Genomic DNA, 17,035 nt, shown 5'->3' on the forward strand with positions numbered 1-17,035 from the left:
TCAGGCGGCCTTCTGCAGATTGCCAGGCGCGATCTCGCCCTGCGCCACGTGGCAGGCGACCATGCGGCCATCGGCGGGGCGCGGCTTCAGCACGGGAGTTTCGCGCGCGCAAAGCGCGGAGGCGAAGGCGCAGCGCGGATGAAAGGCGCAGCCGGAGGGACGGTCCGCGGGGTTCGGCGGATCGCCCTGCAGCACGATGCCGCGGCCGATCTTGCCGGGATGGGGAATGGCGGAGACGAGAGCCTGGGCATAGGGGTGCGCCGGATCGTGCAGCACCTCATCCGGCTCGCCTTCCTCGACGATGCGGCCGAGATACATCACGGCCACGCGGTGGCTCACCTGGCGCACCGCGCGCAGATCGTGGCTGATGAATAGAATGCCGAGGCCGAGGCGGGATTGCAGTTCCACCAGCAGGTTCATCACCTGCGCCTGGATCGAGACATCCAGCGCGCTGATCGGCTCGTCGCAGACCAGCATGGCGGGGTTGGTGGCGAGCGCGCGGGCCAGCACGGCGCGCTGCCGCTGGCCGCCCGAGAGTTCGTGCGGATAACGCTCCGCCTGGTCCGGCCGCAGGCCGACGCCGCGCAGCAGTTCGGCGACACGCTCCTTGCGCTCCGCTGGCGTGCCGACATTGTGGATCTCCAGCGGCTCCGACACCTGCGCGCCGATCGGCAGGCGGCGATCCAGCGCGCCCAGCGGGTCCTGGAACACCATCTGCATGCGCGCGCGCAGCTTGCGCCATTCCTGGGTGTTGGGCGCCGGCATCGGGCGACCCTCGAAGGCGACGCTGCCGTTATCCGGCTGCTCCAGGCCCAGCACGAGGCGGCCGGTGGTGGATTTGCCGCAGCCTGATTCACCGACCAGACCCAGCGTGCGCCCACGTTCCAGCGTGAGGGAGACGCCGTCCACGGCGCGCACCTCCACCGACTTGCCCATCACGCCGCGCCGCATCGCATAGCGGCGCGTGATGTCCTGCGCGACCAGCAGTTCCCCATCCTTCCTCATGCGTAGACAGTCTCCGGATGCGGGGCGGGGAGGGTGGCGCGGATGCAGGCGGCGCGGTGGTTGCGCGACAGGCTGACCTGTTCCGGCACATGGGAATCGCAGGCCGAGACATGCATGGCGCAGCGCGGCGCGAAGGCGCAGCCGGGCGGCATCGCCCAGGGTTCCGGCACGCTACCGGGAATGGCGGAAAGCGGGCGGCGCGGGCCATGCAGCGGCGGCAGCGCACCGAGCAGGCCGCGGGTATAGGGATGCGCCGGCGCCTCGAACAGCCGCGCGGTCGGCACCTGTTCGACGATGCGCCCGGCATACATCACGCAGACCCGCTCGCAGCTATCGGCAACCACGCCGAGATCGTGCGAGATCAGCACCAACGCCATGCCCGTCTCCTTCCGCAACTCCTGCAGCAGGGTCAGGATCTGCGCCTGGATGGTGACATCGAGCGCGGTGGTGGGCTCATCCGCCACCAGCAGTTCGGGACGGCCGGCGAGCGCGATGGCGATCATCACGCGCTGGTTCTGCCCGCCCGAAAGCTCATGCGGCCAGGCATCCAGCCGACGCGCGGCGTCGGGGATGCCGACCTGGTCCAGCAGGCGCTTCGCCTCGGCACGCGCCTGCGCACCATCCATGCCGCGATGCAGGCGCAAGGCTTCCGTAATCTGCTTGCCGATGCGATGCACGGGGTTGAGGCTGCTCGCCGGGTCCTGGAAGATCATGGCGATGCGGCCGCCGCGCACGCGGTCCAGCACCTGCGGCCGCGCGGGCAGCAGTTCCTCGCCCTCCAACCGCACGCTGCCGGTGATGCTGGCGCGGCCCGGCAGAAGGCCCAGCGCGGCGAGCCAGGTGACGGATTTGCCGCAGCCGGATTCACCAACCAAGCCGACGGATTCACCGGGCGCGACATCGAGGTCGATGCCGCGCAGGGCGGGCTGCCCGTCGAAGCTGACGCGCAGGCCCTTGATGGCCACCAGAGGCGCGCTCATGCGCGCCAGTTCCGGCTGCGGAAGTCCATGGTGAAGGACTGCGCCGCGTTCCAGGCGATATCGCGCCGCTTCGCGGTGAGGTTCACCGACTGGTGCAGCACGGTGTAGGCGGGGTCCTCACGCTCCGCGATTTCCAGCATGCGGCGGAAGGCGATGCGGCGGCGGGGGCGGTCGGTGCTGGTCTCCAGCTCGCCGGACAGGCGGCCGAATTCCTCGTTGCGCCATTCGCCGATCTGCCATTGCTGGCCTTCCGGCCCGTGCTGCGCAGTGATGGAGGCGGTGGGGTCGTTGAAGCTGGCGCTGTTCGACCAGTCGCGCACGCCGCGGCTTCCTTCGCGCGACAGCACCTGCGGGAAATTCTCCCGCATCTCGATCTGCACGTTCAGACCGACCTGCCGCCAGCCTTCCACCAGGATCTGCGCGGTGGAGGTCTGGTTGGTGTAGTAGTTGTTCAGCAGGCGATAGGGGATTGCCTCGCCGCGGTAGCTCGCCTGGCGCAGCAGGCGGCGGGCCTCCGCCAGGTCGTATTTCGGCGCTTCCCAATCCTGATGGAACATCTCGCCATAGAAGGGGAATTGCAGCCCCTTCGGCACCGGCGCGCGGCCGTCCCACAGCGCGGCGGTGATGGCGTCGCGGTCAATGCTGTGGGTGAAGGCGCGGCGCACCAGCGGGTTCGCCAGCACCGGGTGGTTCTTGTCGAACACCGTCAGGCGGTGGTTCATGATCGGGCCGCCGACCACCTGGTGGCGCGGATTGCGTTCCACCGTCGCGATCTGGTCGGGCGGCATGTCGCAGGCGAAATCCGCCTCGCCGGACAGCAGCATGTTGATGCGGGACGAAACCTCCGGCACCTCCATGAAGCGCAGCCGGCGGATCGGCGGGCGGCCGCCCCAGTAGTCGTCGAAGGCTTCCAGGATCAGCGACTGGTCGGGGCGGAACTCGGTGATCTGATAGGGGCCGGTGCCGATCGGCTTCCGCGCCCAGTCGAGCCAGGAGGAGGATGCCTCAAAGGCGGCGCGGGACAGGATCATGCCGACATTGCGGCTGATGCGACCTTCCAGCGTGACGTCCGGCACCGTGTTGACGAAACGCACGGTGTGGGCGTTGACGATCTCGATGCGCTCGAAGGCCGGATAGGTACGGCGCGACACGGCCAAGACCTCGGGCGGAGGCGTGCGGCCCTGTGCTTGGCCAGGGATCACCGCGAACAGGTTGCGTGCCTGCTCCACCGTCATGCCCCAGCCCATGCGTTCCGCGCTGAAGGAAAAGGCGACGTCTTCCGCCGTCATCACGCGGCCATCGTGGAATCGCACGCCCTGGCGAAGGGAGAGCTCCACCGTGCGGTCATCGATGCGGCGCCAGGATTCGGCCAGCGCGGGCTTCAGGCCGAGATCGCCGGTCCAATCCTGCTCGATCAGCGTCTCGGCATAGCTGTGCCAGGTGCGCGTGCCGACATTGGACTGTTCGCGCAGCGTCTCCAGCGTGTTGGTATTGGCGATCTTCTGCACGGCGATGGTGACAGTGGGGCGCTGATCCGACTGTGCGATCGCGAAACGCGGCAGGATGAGCGGCGTGGCACCGGCGGCCAGAAGGCCGCGGCGGGTGAGGGTGGTCATGGTCAAGCTCCCCAATTCGTCGCGCGAAAATCCATGGTGAAAGACTGCGCGGCGCGCCAAGCGATGTCGCGACGCTTGGCCGTGAAATTCCCGTTCCGATGCAGAACGGTGTAGGCAGGATCATCACGCTCGATGATCTGCAGCATCTGCGCCCAGACCTGGCGGCGACGCGGACGGTCCGTGCTGGCTTGCAACTCGGCAGCCAGCGCGCCGAAGCCTTCGTTGCGCCATTCACCGCGCACCCAGGGTGCGCCGCCGCGGCCGTAGTTCGGCACCATCTGCGCGACCGGGTCGGGCAGGGAGGAGGATTGCGACCAGTCGCGAATGCCAGGCTGCGTCGCGCGGCCGGTGATCTGGCCCCAATTCTCCATCATCTGCAGCTGAACGTTCACACCGGCGGCGCGCCAGCCCTCGACCAGGATCTGCGCGGTCGCGGTCTGGTTGGTGTAGTAGTTGTTCAGGCAGCGATAGGGGATCGGCTCGCCGCGGTAGTTCGCCTCGCGCAGCAGGCGGCGTGCCTCGGCCAGGTCGAAGGCTGGCACCTGCCAGTCCGCCACCAGCATGTCGTCGTAGAAATCCCATTGCAGGCCCCGCGGCACATCGACGCGACCCGACCACAACGCTTCCACGATCGACCGGCGGTCGATGCTATGCGTCAGGGCACGGCGCACCAGCGGATTGGCGAGTACGGGATGCTGCTGGTCGAAGCAGATGATGCGGGTGTTGTTGATCGGCCCGCCGGCGACCTCGAAGCGCGGATTGCGTTCGATCTGCAGGATCTGATCTGGCGGAATGTCGCAGGCGAAATCCACCTCGCCCGAGAGCAGCGCGTTGATGCGGGAGGAGACTTCCGGCACCTGCACGAAGCGCAGCCGGCGGATCGGCGGGCGGCCCTGCCAATGCTGGTCGAACGCTTCCAGCACCAGCGCCTGATCCGGGCGGTAATCGGCCACGAAATAGGGGCCGGTGCCCACGGGCTTGCGCGCCCAGTCCTGCCAGCTCGGCGCGGTCTCGAATGCGCGACGATTGGCGATGACGGCGGAGGTGCGCGCCATCTGGCCTTCCAGCGTCAGGTCCGGCGTGCGGTTGACGAGGCGCACCGTGCGCGCATCCACCACTTCCATCCGCTCGAAGCCCGGAAAGATGCGTCGCGCGGTCTGCGCCGCGCCGGCGGGCGGTGCCTTTGCGCCTTCCGGGCCGCCGCCCCACATGCGTTCCGGGCCGAAGGAGAAGGCGACTTCCTCCGCCGTCAGCGGATCACCATTGTGGAAGCGCACGCCGTCGCGCAGCCGAAACTCCACCACGCGGTCATCGATGCGGCGCCAGGACGTGGCGAGGCCCCGCTTCATCGACATGTCGCCGATCCAGTCGGTATCGACCAGCGGTTCCACGTAGTTGCGGAAGATGCGCGTGCCGACATTGGACTGCTCGGCCAGCATCTCCAGCATGTTGGAGGTGGTGATTTCCTGCACCGCCACGGTGATGACCGGGCGCCTGTCCGCCTGCGCCAGGGCCGGCGCCGCCAGCGTGGCGGGCAGGCCGGCGGCGAGTTTCAGCGCGGAGCGACGGGTGATGCTCATCGATCAAACCCCCCAATTCTGGCGGCGGAAATCCATCACGAAGGACTTTGCGGGGCGCCATGCGATGTTGCGCCGCTTCGCGGTGAAGTTCGCGGTCTGGTGGATGACGTTCACCACCGGGTCCTCGCGTTCCATGATCCGCAGCATGCGCGCCCAGATCGCGGCGCGGCGCGTGCGGTCCGTGGAGGTTTCCAGCTCCGGCACCAGCGCGTTGAATTCCGCATTGCGCCACAACCCGCCGCGGTTCAGCGAGCCCTGCGGGCCATAGGTGGTCGGGATGAAGGAGACCGGGTCGTTGAAGAAGGCGGTGACGGAATGCTCGAACATGCCGCGCCCCGGCCCCGCGGCCAGGACCTGCGCCCAGTTCTCCACCATCTGCACCTGCACGTTCAGACCCGCGGCGCGCCACATCTCGACCTGCACCTGACCGGTCGAGACCTGGTTGGTGTAGTAGTTGTTCAGCATGCGATAGGGGATCGGCTCGCCGCGGTAATTCGCCTCCCGCAGCAGGCGTCGCGCCTCGGCCAGGTCGTAGGCGGGCGGCGCCCAGTTGGGCGCCATCATCTCGCCGAAGAAGGGGAATTGCAGCCCGGCCGGCACTTCGGTGCGCCCGGCCCAGAGGCTGTCGACGATCGCCTTGCGATCCACCGCATGGGTCAGCGCGCGGCGTACCAGCGGATTGGCGAGCACCGGATGCGTCGTGTCGAAATGCGTCACGCGGTGATTGGTGATGACGCCGCCGACGACTTCGAAGCGAGCATCGCGCTCGATCGTGGTGATCTGGTCCGGAGTGATGTCACAGGCAAAATCATATTCGCCGGCGAAGAGCCCGTTGATGCGGGAGGACAGCTCCGGCACTTCCAGGAAACGGATCTGGCGGATCGGTGGGCGGCCGCCCCAGTAGTCGTCGAAGGCGTCCAGCACCAGGCGATTGTCGATGCGCCATTCGCTGACGCGGTAGGGGCCGGTGCCGACCGGCATCTGGAAGAACGGCCCCCAGCCACCTGCGCGTGCAAAAGCCTCGCCGGGAACGATGCTGCCGGCGCGATGCGAGAGGCGCCCTTCCAGCGTCACGTCGCCGGTGCGGTTCACCCAGCGCAGGCGATGCGGACCGAGCACCTCGACCTTCTCAAAGCCCGGGAAAGTGCCGCGCGCGCCGGCCACCACATCGGTGGGCGGTGCGGCCGGGCCGGTGAGGCCCTCGCGGCCGAACATGCGTTCCGGGCCGAAGCTGAAGGCGACATGTTCGGCGGTGAGCCGCGTGCCGTCATGGAAACGCACATCGTCGCGGAGTTCGATCTCGACGGTGCGGTCATCGACACGGTGCCAACTGCGTGCGAGGCCAGGGCGCAGCGAAAGGTCGCCGGTCCAGTCCGTGTCGATCAGCGGTTCCTTGAACAGGTTGTACCAGCGCGTGCCGACATTGCTGGCCTCGCGCAGAATATCCAGCGTGCCGTTATTGGCGATCTTCTGCACGGCTATGGTGATGACAGGCCGCTGGTCGCTCTGTGCGATGGCGAAGCGCGGCAGGGTGGCTGCCGCCGCGCCAATCGGCGCGGCGGCCAGCAGGGCGCGGCGGCGGAGCATTGCTCAGCCCCCCCAGTTGCCGCGGCGGAAATCCATGGCGAAGGCGGGGCTTGCCTTCCAGGTGATGTCGCGGCGCTTCGCGGTGAAGGTCGCATTCTGGTGGATGACGGTGTAGGCGGGGTCCTCGCGCTCCGCGATCTCCAGCATGCGGCGGAAAGCGGCGCGGCGGCGGGCGCGGTCGGTGCCGGTCTCCAGCTCCACTGCCAGGCGGTTCAGCTCCTCATTGGTGTATTCGCCAACCTGCTGCTGCTGGCCGTTCGGGCCGTGCTGGTTCACGAGCGAGGAAACCGGGTCGTTGAAGGGCGCGCTGTTGGACCAGTCGCGCACGGCGCGCGTCGGGCTGCGTTCCAGGATCTGCGACCAGTTCTCCTTCATCTCGATCTGCACGTTCAGGCCGACCTGGCGCCACATCTCCACCAGCACCTGCGCGGTCGCATTCTGGTTGGTGTAGTAGTTGTTCAGCAGGCGATAGGGGATCGGCTCGCCGCGGTAGTTCGCCTCACGCAAAAGGCGGCGCGCCAGCGCCGGGTCGAAGGCGGGCACGGACCAGTCGGCGTGGAACATCTGGTCGTAATACGGCCACTGCAGGCCCTTCGGCACTTCCGTGCGTCCGGCCCAGAGGCTGTCCACGATCGCCTGGCGGTCCATCGCATGCGTCATCGCGCGGCGCACGCGTGCGTCGCGCAGCGCCGGGAAGTTCTTGTCGAAGCAGATCAGGCGATGGTTGAGGATCGTGCCGCCCTGCACCTCAAAGCCGCGGTTGCGCTCGATGCTCTCGATCTGGTCGGGCGGGATGTCGCAGGCGAACTGGTACTCGCCGGAGAGCAGGCCGTTGATGCGGGAGGAGACTTCCGGCACCTCGACGAAGCGGATCTGCCGCAGCGGCGGCCGGCCGCCCCAATAGGCGTCATGCGCCACCAGGGTGAGGGAGACGTCGGGGCGGAACTCGGCGACCATATAGGGGCCGGTGGTGATGGGCTTGCGCGCCCAGTCGAGCCAGGTGGAGGCTTCCTCCCAACCGCGGCGGCTCATGATCTCACTGCCGAAGCGGCTGATGCGGCCTTCCAGCGTTACGTCCGGCGTCGCGTTGTGGAAGCGCACCGTGTACTTGTCGACCGCCTCCACACGCTCCAGCGCGGGCCAGGACCGGCGCGCCACGGCGGGCACCTCCGGCGGCAATTCCTTGCCCGGGCGCGGCGCGGGCATGCCCTCGCCGATCGGGATGGTGCGGCCCTGGGCGCTGGCCAGCGTGGTGCCGAACATGCGCTCGCGGGAGAAGGAGAACACCACGTCCTCCGCCGTCATCTCGTCGCCATTGTGGAAGCGCACGCCGGGACGCAGCTTTAGCTCCACCACCTGGTCGGAGAGACGGGTCCATTCCGTGGCCAGCCCCGGCACGGCGCCGAGCTCACCCAGCCAGTCGCGGCCGATCAGCCCTTCCCAGAGCGAGGAGAAGAACACGCGCTCGCCCACATTGGACTGCTCGCGCAGTACATCGAGCGTGTTGCTGTTCACCACCTTCTGCACGGCGATGGTGATGGAGGGGCGGTTGTCGCTTTGCGCGATGGCGAAGCGCGGCAGCGCCAGCGTGGCGGGCGCGGCGAGCAGCAGGCGGCGGGAGATCTGCATCGGGGCGGCTCCTTATTCGGCGGCGGCGCGCGTGGGCTGCGTGGCGGGCGCCGGGCGACGCTCCTCCAGCCCCTGCGGCGTGGCGCGGAAATGGGTGAGGGTGCGTTCGGCATGGCGCAGGCGCAGGGACAAGGCGCGCTGGGCGTAGTCCTTCACGCGTTCGGCGTAGTCCGGGTCCTCGGCGCGGTTCTCGAACTGGTTCGGGTCGCGCCTCAGGTCGAAGAACAGCGGCGGCAGTGCGGCGAAGTGGACGTATTTGTAGTCGGCATCCTGCACGACACAGAGGCTGGACGTATCCATCGTCAGCCCCAGCGCGGTCTCGGGCTGCGAGTAGTGGATGTCGCGGAAATCGTATTCGTAGTGATGCAGGTCGCGCCAATCCGCCGGCTTCTCTCCCGCTAGCACCGGCAGCAGCGAGCGCCCGTCGCAGGCGCGCGGCACCTGGCCGCCGAGGATGTCGAGGATGGTCGGCATCACGTCCACGCTTTCCGTCAGCGTGTCGTCGATCAGCCCGGGCTGTGCGCCGGCGCCCTTCACCACCAGCGGAATGCGGAAGCTCTCGTCGAAATAGCCGAGCTTGCCGAGCAGCCAATGGTCGCCCAGCTGCTCGCCATGGTCGGAAGTGAAGATGATGGTCGTGTCATCCCACTGCCCGGTCTGTTCGAGATAGGCGAAGACGCGGCCGAGCGCGTCGTCGATCTCGGTCATCAAACCGCAGTAGCTGGCACGCATCTGGCGGATGCTGGCCTCATCCAGCCCGGCGCCGGCGCCCTGGCCGCCGCGGAAGAAGGACGCCTGGCCGATGGCGCGCAGGTAGTGGCGCAGCAGCGGATGCTGCTCGGCTTCTTCTTCCCAGCGTGGCGCGCGCACGGGGGCCGGCATGTCGGCCGGGTCGTACATGGTGTTGTAGGGCGCGGGCGCGATGAAGGGCGGGTGCGGGCGGTAGTAGCCGAGGTGCAGGAACCAGGGCTTGTCGCCCTTACCCTTCAGATAGGTCAGTGCCTTCTCGGTGAAGAAGGTGGTGTCCGACAGTTCCTTCGGGATGCGGGAGGGGCGGTTGGTCGCACCCGGCACGGCGTCCTCGCCCTCGGGCAGCCAGATGTCCTCGCGCTTCGCCGGCAGCTCATAGCCCTGATGGGCGAGCCAGCCGAAATAGCCGTCCATGTTCGGCTCGAAGGCGCCGACGCTGCGAAAGCCGTCCATCAGGTCGCCGAGCGTGGTGAAGCGCGGATCCTTCGGGCCGGTGCTGCGCGGGTCGGGCGTGGTGGTGGTGTAGCCGATCAGCGCGGGGTCGTAGCCGATCAGGCGAAGCTGCTTGCCGAGATTGGTGTGGCGCGCATCCAGCGGCACCGTGTTCTGCACGGCGCGGTGGTTCATCAGATACAGACCGGTCAGCAGGCTGGCCCGCGCCGGGCCGCAGGGGACGGTGTTCGTTACGTGGTTGCGGAAGGTCACGCCCTCGCGGCACAGCCGGTCCAGGTTCGGCGTGCGGAGAAAATCCGCGCCGAGGGCGGGCACGAAGTCCGCCCGCCACTGGTCGACTACGATGAGAAGTACGTTTTTCCGCTTGGCCATGCTGCGCCGCTCCATACGATGGGGCGGGGCTTAGCCGGGGAGTGGCGTCCGTCTTGTGACGGCTGTGCTTAGTCTTTGTGACAGAAGCCCGGGTCGTGGCGCTCGCAGAACTGCTCCGCGGACAAGCGGCGTATGTCATCCAGTCCAGCGGCCAGCTTGTCGCGCGACCAATCCCACCAGGCGATGCGTTGCAGGCTGTCCTGAACGGCCTGGGGGAAGCGGAAGCGCAGAATCCGCGCCGGATTCCCGACGGCGATGGCGAAGGGCGGAATGTCCTTCGTCACCACCGCGCCGGCACCGATGGCCGCGCCGGTGCCGATGGTCACGCCCGGCAGCACCACCACGCCATGGCCGATCCAGACATCATGGCCGAGGGTCACGTGATGCTCCCGCCGCCAGTCGAAGAAGCCGGCCTCATCCTCACCGAGGCCATAGGCACTGGCGCGATAGGTGACGTGGCTGAGGGCCACGCGATGCAGTGGGTGGTTGCCGGGATTGATCCGCGTATGGCTGGCGATGGAACAGAATTTTCCCACCGTCGTGTAGATGATCTGGCTGTCCTGCACGACGTAGGAATAGTCGCCGAAGGTGGTCTCCGCGACGGTCGTGCGCGCGCCCACTTCTGTATAGATGCCGAATTCACTGTCCCGCACCCGGGCAGTGGGGTGGATGCAGGGCTGAAGGCCGAGTTGCTTGCGGGCGGAATCCGGGTCGCTATGGATGGGTGTGTCGTTCATGCGCGTATCAGCCTCAATCGCAGCCGGCGGCTGCACCAGTCGATGACGCCGACCGTTGCCAGAATCAGCAGGACGATGAAAGCGGCCTGGTCCCAGTTGTTGATTCGGATTCGGTCGGACAAAGCGAGCCCGATGCCACCGGCGCCGACGACGCCAAGAATGGTGGCGGAACGGGTGTTGGATTCGAAGGTGTAGAGAACCTGCGCCAGCATCACCGGTGCGGCCTGCGGCAGCAATCCGAAACGAATGGCCTGCAGGCGGGACCCACCGGCCGCGCGCACGCCTTCCACCTGCCGACGCTCCGCCGCTTCGATCGCCTCGGCGAACATTTTGGACAGAACGCCGATATCGGGCAGAGCGAGCGCCAGGATGCCGGCGAAGGGTCCCATGCCGACGGCGGAAACGAAGATCAGCGCCCAGACCAGGCTGTCCACGGCGCGCAGGGAGTCATAGCCGCGGCGGATGGTGAAGCGCGCCAGCGCATGGCTCACCACATTGCCGGCACCGAGGAAGGACAGCGGCAAAGCCACCACGGCCGCGAGCAGCGTGCCCAGGAGGGCCATGGCCAGCGTCTCCGCCAGCGCGCGCAGCAGATCCACCAGCGCCCCGCCGGGGGATGGCGGCCACATAAGCGCCACCAGCCAGCCAAGCTTCTGCATGCCTTCCAGAAGCCGCTGCGGCGAGGCGTCCACGCGCCAAAGCCCGAGCAGTAGCAACAGGAATCCACCCGCGAAGATCAGCGCCGTGGGCGGCGCGCCACGCAGGGCCCTCATGTCGCGCCCAGTGCCTCGGCGCCGATCACGCGATGACGCAGCCGCTCGCAGAGCAGGTCGATCGTCGTCACGGCCAGAAGGATCAGCAACAGGATGGCGGAGATGTCGGGATAGGAGAATTGGCGCACGGACAGGTACAGTTCCTCCCCGATGCCGCCGGCGCCGACGATGCCGAGCACGGAGGCCTCCCGCACATTGATCTCGAAGCGCATCAGGCCGAAGGACAGCATGCCCGGCAGGGATTGCGGCAGCACGCCGTAGCGCATGGCCTGCACCCAGCCGCCGCCCGTGGCGCGCACCGCATCGACCGGGCCGAGCTCGGCATTCTCATGCACCTCGGCGAAAAGCTTCCCGAGCGCGCCCATGGTATGCAGCGCGATGGCCAGAACGCCGGCCAGCGGGCCCAGGCCGAAGGCGTAGACGAAGATCAGCGCGAAGACGAGCGTGGGCACGGTGCGTGCCAGTTCCAGCAGCCGCCGCGTTACGCTGACGGACCAGGCGGGCGCCAGGGTGCTGGCGGCGGGGAAGGAGAGCAGCAGCGCGGCCGCCGCACCCAACACTGTGCCAGTATAGCCGATCAGCACCGTGTCCAGCAGCAGCCCGATCCACAGATCAAGCCCCCACATCCATTCGGCCAGATCGGCGCCGAGTGATTCGGCCCGCAGCACGGGGATGGTGCGCCAGACATAGTCCAGCGCCATCGGAATGCCCGCGGCCAGCCTCGGCAGGCTGACCTCTCCCACCCGCGCGGCCAGGACGACCAGGACCAGGAAGGCGGTGAGCCAGGCGGCGCGGGCCAGGCGGTTGCGGCCGTTCGCCTGCCGCCAGGCCCGGTCCGCCGCCGCGACCGAGGCGCTCACGAGCGGCGCTGGCGCCGTTGCTGGAGATTTTCCTCCACCACCGCGATCACGTCGAGGTAGTCGGCATGCGTGGTTTCCACGACGCCCATGGCGCCGGAGGAGGCGACGCGAAAGGCCTCGGGGTCGCGTTCCGGCATGGCGAAGACCGCCGCGGCCCAGTCACGGCGCAGATCCTCGGGAAGGTCGCCGCGCATCACCCAGGGGGAGTTCGGGATCAGCGGGCTGGTCCAGATGATGCGGGTGGTGCCGGGCTGGATCATGCCCTTCTCCTCCATCCGCTGGATATTGCCACGCTGCTCGTTGGACCAGAAGGTGGCGCCGGCGTCATAGGTGCCGTTCAGCACGGCGATGACGCTCTGCTCATGGCTGCCGGAAAAGCCGGTGCGACTGAAAAAGCTGTTGGGCTCAATCCCCTGCTTGCGCAGGAAATAGGCCGGGAAGGCGAAGCCGGAGGTGGAGTTGGGATCGGCGAAGGCGAAGGACTTGCCGCGCAGATCCTCGATCCGCTGGTAGGGGCTGTCCGCCTTGACGAAGGCGACGCTGTGATAGCCGGTGCCACCCTCCGTATCCCGGTCGCGCCCGAAGGCGATGATGCGCTCGCCCATCACGCGGCGGGCCAGGGCGTAGGTGGCCGGTCCGAAACGGGCGAATTCCACGTTGCTGCTGCGCAGCGCCTCCACCACCACGGCATAGTCGGTGGCGCGGAAGACCCGCAGCGACACGCCCAGCGTGCGCTGGATATAGTCCTGGAACGGCTGCTGCCGGGCGATCGCGTCACGTTCGTTCTCGGCGGAGGAGATACCGAGGCGCAATTCGCGGTAGTTCGCCCGCCAGCCGGATTGCGCCCGCGCCACGGCGGGCACGGCAAGCATCGCGGTCGCGGCAAGCAGGCTTCGACGCTGCATCATGGCTGTTCTCCAGGCTCAGGCCGCCGCCCGTTCAGCGGGCGCGCAGCAGTTCCGGCACGCGCAGCAGGATCATCTCGTTGTCGTCGGCGCGCAGCAGATGGCGGCCGGCGCTGAAGGGCAGGTTGTTGTCGTTGCCGACGATGATGTGGTCGGCATCCACCATCGCCACGTCCTCGATGGTGAAGAAGGGGAAGGTGAAGCGGTCGCGCGGCGCATCCGCCGGCAGGTCGCCACGCTGGCGGGCCAGGCCCTCGCTGTCGCGGATCGCCATCAGGTCGATATGCCCGATCTTGCGCACGAAACCCTCCGCATCGGCGGCGCCGAGGTCGATCAGATAGACGCGCTTGAAGCGGGCGGGGCTCGGGAAGCAGGGGGCGGTGGCGGTCGGGCGCACACCCTCGGCGCAGGCCAGGCCGGGATCGCCCTCGCCATTGTCGCGCTCGATCACCAGCGCGCGGCGGTCGTCGATGAAGTTGAAGTCGCCGATCGCCGTGGCGCCCGGCTCCAGCCGATAGCGCAGGCTGCGGCCGGTCCAGGCGCCGCGCGGGATGGAGAATTCCAGCAGGCGCAGGAAGGCGCCCTCCGGCTCGGCCGAGCCGGCCGCGAAAAGCGGCTGCTCCAGCAGGCCCCACAGCGTCTGGCCATCCGGCGTCAGCGCCATGCCCTCATAGCCGCCGGAGCGGCGCACGCGGTGGCCGGCGCCGGCGGTGGGGCTGGCGGGCACCTGGATGTCGGGATTGTCGGGGCTGCGCAAAACCTGGCCATCCAGCTGCGTCGGCACCACGCGGGTCACATGCCCCTGCCGCGTGACATGCAGCAGGAAGGGGCCGAATTCCTCGCCGAGCCAGAAGCCATCGGCCACCGGCTGGATGCTCTCCGGGTCGAAATCCGCGCCGGTCAAGTAGCGCGTCGCGCTGCCTTCCTGGGCGATGCGGAAGGGCACCCGGCGGTCAGGGTCGGAGAGGAACACCGTCTCCAGCAGCGCGACCTGGCCGGTGGCGAAGTCCGGCCGCACCTTGTGCAGCATCAGCATGGCGTCAGGGCTGGTCACCCGGCTGCCGAAGCCATTGTCGGTCAGCACCCAGTAGCTGCCGGCCTCGCCCTCGACCGGCTTGATGCCGGAAAAGCCCTGCACCGGCTGGCCGATGAAGGGGAAGGAGATGCCGGTGCGGCGGTTGCCATGCACGGCGCCGGTATTGCCGGCGAAGCTGCCGGGGCGGTCCGTGCGCTGGTTGCCGGGGCCGGCGAAGCGGCCGGAAACCAGCAGGTCGCGCGGCGCATCGGCCGGCGGCACCGCCATGGTGAAGGCGGGCAGAATCGCCTGGCCGGCGAGTTGTGCCTCGAACCGCTGATCGGCGGTGGCGGCGGCGGAAACGCCGAGGGTGAGCGCGGCGGTCAGGATCAGGTGGCGCATGGTTGGGGCTCCGAGCCGTGCGGAGCCCCGCCTTTAGCCACCGGCCGTGACATACGCTTGACGGTGCGGTGACAGTGTCACGATGGCCCACTGCCCGGGGGAGCAGGCCTACCAGGTCGTCCGGATGAGCGGCGCCATGGTCCGAAAACGACCCCCTGCGACAAGCTGATTGTTATGCGATACAACAATTACGTCCGACGCCGCTTGGCAGATTCAATGGCGGTGGCACATGGACGGCACGGGCAGGGGAGAGAAGCATCATGCGCACCCAGATCGGCATCATCGGCGCGGGCCCGGCAGGGCTGCTGCTCTCCCACCTGCTGCATCTGGCGGGGATCGACAGCGTGGTGCTGGAGGCGCGGTCGCGATCCTACGTCGAGGAGCGGGTCCGCGCCGGGCTGCTGGAACAGGGCAGCGTGGATACGCTGACCGAAGCCGGCGTGGCGGACCGCCTGCACCGCCAGGGTCTGGCGCATCACGGCATCGAACTGCGCTTCGACGGCGTGGGCCATCGCATCCCGCTGACCGACCTGACCGGCAAGGTCGTCACCATCTATGGCCAGCAGGAGGTGGTGAAGGACCTGATCGCCGCGCGCCTGGCTGCCGGCACCCATTCGGGAAATCCTGCGATCCTGTTCGAGGTGGCGGATGTCGCCGTGCACGACGTCACCTCCGACCACCCGCGCATCAGCTTCACGCATGAGGGTCAGGCGCAGGTGCTGGATTGCCTGTTCATCGGCGGCTGCGACGGCTTCCACGGCATCTGCCGCGGCGCGATCCCGGAGGACATCATCCGGGTCTATGACCGCATCTACCCCTTCGCCTGGCTCGGCATCCTGGCCCATAGCAAGCCGGTGTCGGAGGAGCTGATCTACGCCCGCCACCGCGAGGGCTTTGCGCTCGCCACCATGCGCAGCGAGACCGTGACGCGCATGTATCTGCAATGCACGCCGGATGAGGATCTGGCCCTGTGGCCCGATGCGCGGATCTGGGAGGAACTGCACAAGCGGCTGGGCTGTGGGCCGGAATTGCAGGAAGGCCCGATCTTCCAGAAGGGCGTCACCGCCATGCGCAGCTTCGTGGTGGAGCCGATGCGCCATGGCCGGCTGTTCCTGGCCGGCGACGCCGCCCATATCGTGCCGCCGACCGGCGCCAAGGGCATGAACCTCGCCATCGCCGACATCCGCGTCCTGGCGCGCGGGCTGGAGCAGTTCCTGAAGAAGGGCGAGGCCGGGCTGCTGGAACGCTATTCGGAGATCTGCCTGCGCCGCATCTGGAAGGGCCAGCGCTTCTCCTGGTGGATGACCTCCATGCTGCACCGCTTCGATGGCGAGGACGCCTTCGAACACCGGGTGCAGGTGGCGGAGCTGGATTATGTGGCGACCAGCCGCGCGGCGATGACGACGCTGGCGGAGAATTATGTGGGGCTGAATTACGAGGTGTAGCCGTCCCTCCGCTCCGCCAGCAGCGCCGCCAGCACGCGCCGGGCGGACTCCCCGGCGGGACCGGGCGCGTGCCAGGTGATCAGCGCTTTCCACAAGGCCCAGCCGCGGGCGCGATCCCAGGTCTCGCGACCGAGCCGCAGACCCTCGTGGAAGCGTCGGCGGGCCGGGGCGTCGAACATGGTCCAGGCCGGCACCAGGTCGCAGGCCGGGTCGCCGACACCCAGATTGCCGAAGTCGATCACGGCGCAGAGCCGGCCCTGGCGCAGCAGAAGGTTGCCCGGCGCCACATCGCCGTGGATCCAGACCGGCGCAGCGTCCCAGCGCGAGGCGAGCGCCGCCTCCCAGATCGCCATGGCCGCCGGCGCATCGATCTCCGCGCGCAGGCTGGTGATCCCCGCACGGGTTTCCGCGTCATAGACGGCGAGCGCCCCGCCACGATGGAAATTGTGCTCGCCCGCGGCGGGACCCTCGCGGGCATCGGCTGCCTGAAGGGCCCGCAGGAAGGCGGCAAGGTCGTCGGCGAGGCGCAGCGGGTCAGTGATGCGCTCCGGCCGGGCCGTGTCGCCCTCGATCCATTCATAAATGGACCAGGGCCAAGGGAAGTCCTCGCCAGGCTGGCCCAAGGCCAAGGGGCGCGGAATGGGCAGGGGCAGCAGCGGGGCGAGGCGTGGCAGCCAGGCCTGTTCCTTGGCCACCTGCGCGACATAGCGCGCCGCGCTGGGCAGGCGGATCAGCAGATGCGCGCCGAGGCGAAAGGTCAGATTGTTGATGCCGCCCTCGACGACCGGGCGCACCGGCAACTCGGCCCAGCGTGGCAACTGCGACTGGACAAGACGTCGGGCCAGGGCGGCATCGCGGAGGCTCATAGGTCACCCTGCGGCGGTTCGGGGACGCCTGTACCAGTCCGCCTGGCGATGACGGCGTGA

14 protein-coding genes are annotated in these 17,035 nt (G+C 68.4%); 1 reads left to right on the top strand and 13 read right to left on the bottom strand.

Annotated features, from left to right (window positions below):
• The 12 genes from ACVFYP_RS26965 to ACVFYP_RS27020 form a co-directional block, all read right to left on the bottom strand.
• Entirely contained in the window at positions 1-1,005 is a 1,005-nt protein-coding gene (locus ACVFYP_RS26965) for an ABC transporter ATP-binding protein (RefSeq protein WP_499203274.1), read from the bottom strand.
• Positions 1,002-1,985 (bottom strand): ABC transporter ATP-binding protein, encoded by a 984-nt coding sequence (locus tag ACVFYP_RS26970; RefSeq protein WP_499203275.1) that lies wholly within the window; start codon positions 1,983-1,985, stop codon positions 1,002-1,004. Before ACVFYP_RS26970 ends, ACVFYP_RS26965 begins: the two co-directional genes overlap by 4 nt.
• The gene (locus ACVFYP_RS26975; RefSeq protein ID WP_499203276.1) at positions 1,982-3,601 is read right to left on the bottom strand and encodes an ABC transporter substrate-binding protein; all 1,620 of its coding nucleotides are present in this window, start codon (positions 3,599-3,601) and stop codon (positions 1,982-1,984) included. Before ACVFYP_RS26975 ends, ACVFYP_RS26970 begins: the two co-directional genes overlap by 4 nt.
• Before the next feature lie 2 nt (positions 3,602-3,603).
• On the bottom strand, positions 3,604-5,181 hold the full coding sequence (locus ACVFYP_RS26980; RefSeq protein ID WP_499203277.1) for an ABC transporter substrate-binding protein: 1,578 nt from the start codon (positions 5,179-5,181) through the stop codon (positions 3,604-3,606).
• Positions 5,182-5,184: 3 nt separating this feature from the next.
• The gene (locus ACVFYP_RS26985; protein ID WP_499203278.1) at positions 5,185-6,768 is read right to left on the bottom strand and encodes an ABC transporter substrate-binding protein; all 1,584 of its coding nucleotides are present in this window, start codon (positions 6,766-6,768) and stop codon (positions 5,185-5,187) included.
• 3 nt (positions 6,769-6,771) lie between these two features.
• Positions 6,772-8,397: an ABC transporter substrate-binding protein gene (locus ACVFYP_RS26990; protein WP_499203279.1), complete on the bottom strand. Its 1,626-nt coding sequence runs from the start codon at positions 8,395-8,397 to the stop codon at positions 6,772-6,774.
• 12 nt (positions 8,398-8,409) lie between these two features.
• A complete protein-coding gene (pehA, locus tag ACVFYP_RS26995; protein ID WP_499203280.1) occupies positions 8,410-9,972 on the bottom strand; it encodes a phosphoric/sulfuric ester hydrolase PehA in 1,563 nt (520 codons plus the stop codon).
• 68 nt (positions 9,973-10,040) lie between these two features.
• The gene (locus tag ACVFYP_RS27000) at positions 10,041-10,709 is read right to left on the bottom strand and encodes an LbetaH domain-containing protein (protein ID WP_499203281.1); all 669 of its coding nucleotides are present in this window, start codon (positions 10,707-10,709) and stop codon (positions 10,041-10,043) included.
• Positions 10,706-11,482 (bottom strand): phosphonate ABC transporter, permease protein PhnE, encoded by a 777-nt coding sequence (gene phnE / locus ACVFYP_RS27005; RefSeq protein WP_499203282.1) that lies wholly within the window; start codon positions 11,480-11,482, stop codon positions 10,706-10,708. The genes ACVFYP_RS27000 and phnE (ACVFYP_RS27005) overlap by 4 nt, the downstream gene beginning before the upstream one ends.
• Positions 11,479-12,342 carry a phosphonate ABC transporter, permease protein PhnE gene (gene phnE, locus ACVFYP_RS27010; protein WP_499203283.1) on the bottom strand — a complete coding sequence of 288 codons (864 nt, stop codon included), beginning with the start codon at positions 12,340-12,342 and terminating at the stop codon, positions 11,479-11,481. The genes phnE (ACVFYP_RS27005) and phnE (ACVFYP_RS27010) overlap by 4 nt, the downstream gene beginning before the upstream one ends.
• Positions 12,339-13,250, bottom strand: a complete 912-nt coding sequence (gene phnD / locus ACVFYP_RS27015) for a phosphonate ABC transporter substrate-binding protein (RefSeq protein WP_499203284.1) — start codon at positions 13,248-13,250, stop codon at positions 12,339-12,341. The genes phnE (ACVFYP_RS27010) and phnD overlap by 4 nt, the downstream gene beginning before the upstream one ends.
• Positions 13,251-13,281: 31 nt before the next feature.
• A complete protein-coding gene (locus ACVFYP_RS27020; protein WP_499203285.1) occupies positions 13,282-14,664 on the bottom strand; it encodes an esterase-like activity of phytase family protein in 1,383 nt (460 codons plus the stop codon).
• 260 nt (positions 14,665-14,924) lie between these two features.
• Between ACVFYP_RS27020 and pobA the strand changes: the two genes are divergently transcribed.
• Entirely contained in the window at positions 14,925-16,109 is a 1,185-nt protein-coding gene (gene pobA / locus ACVFYP_RS27025) for a 4-hydroxybenzoate 3-monooxygenase (RefSeq protein ID WP_499203286.1), read from the top strand.
• Here the strand turns inward: pobA and ACVFYP_RS27030 are convergent.
• Positions 16,097-16,975 carry an aminoglycoside phosphotransferase family protein gene (locus tag ACVFYP_RS27030; RefSeq protein WP_499203287.1) on the bottom strand — a complete coding sequence of 293 codons (879 nt, stop codon included), beginning with the start codon at positions 16,973-16,975 and terminating at the stop codon, positions 16,097-16,099. The two genes, pobA and ACVFYP_RS27030, sit on opposite strands and share 13 nt — an antisense overlap.
• Between the last annotated feature and the right edge of the window lie 60 nt (positions 16,976-17,035).

Source organism: Roseomonas sp. F4 (genome assembly GCF_053891155.1).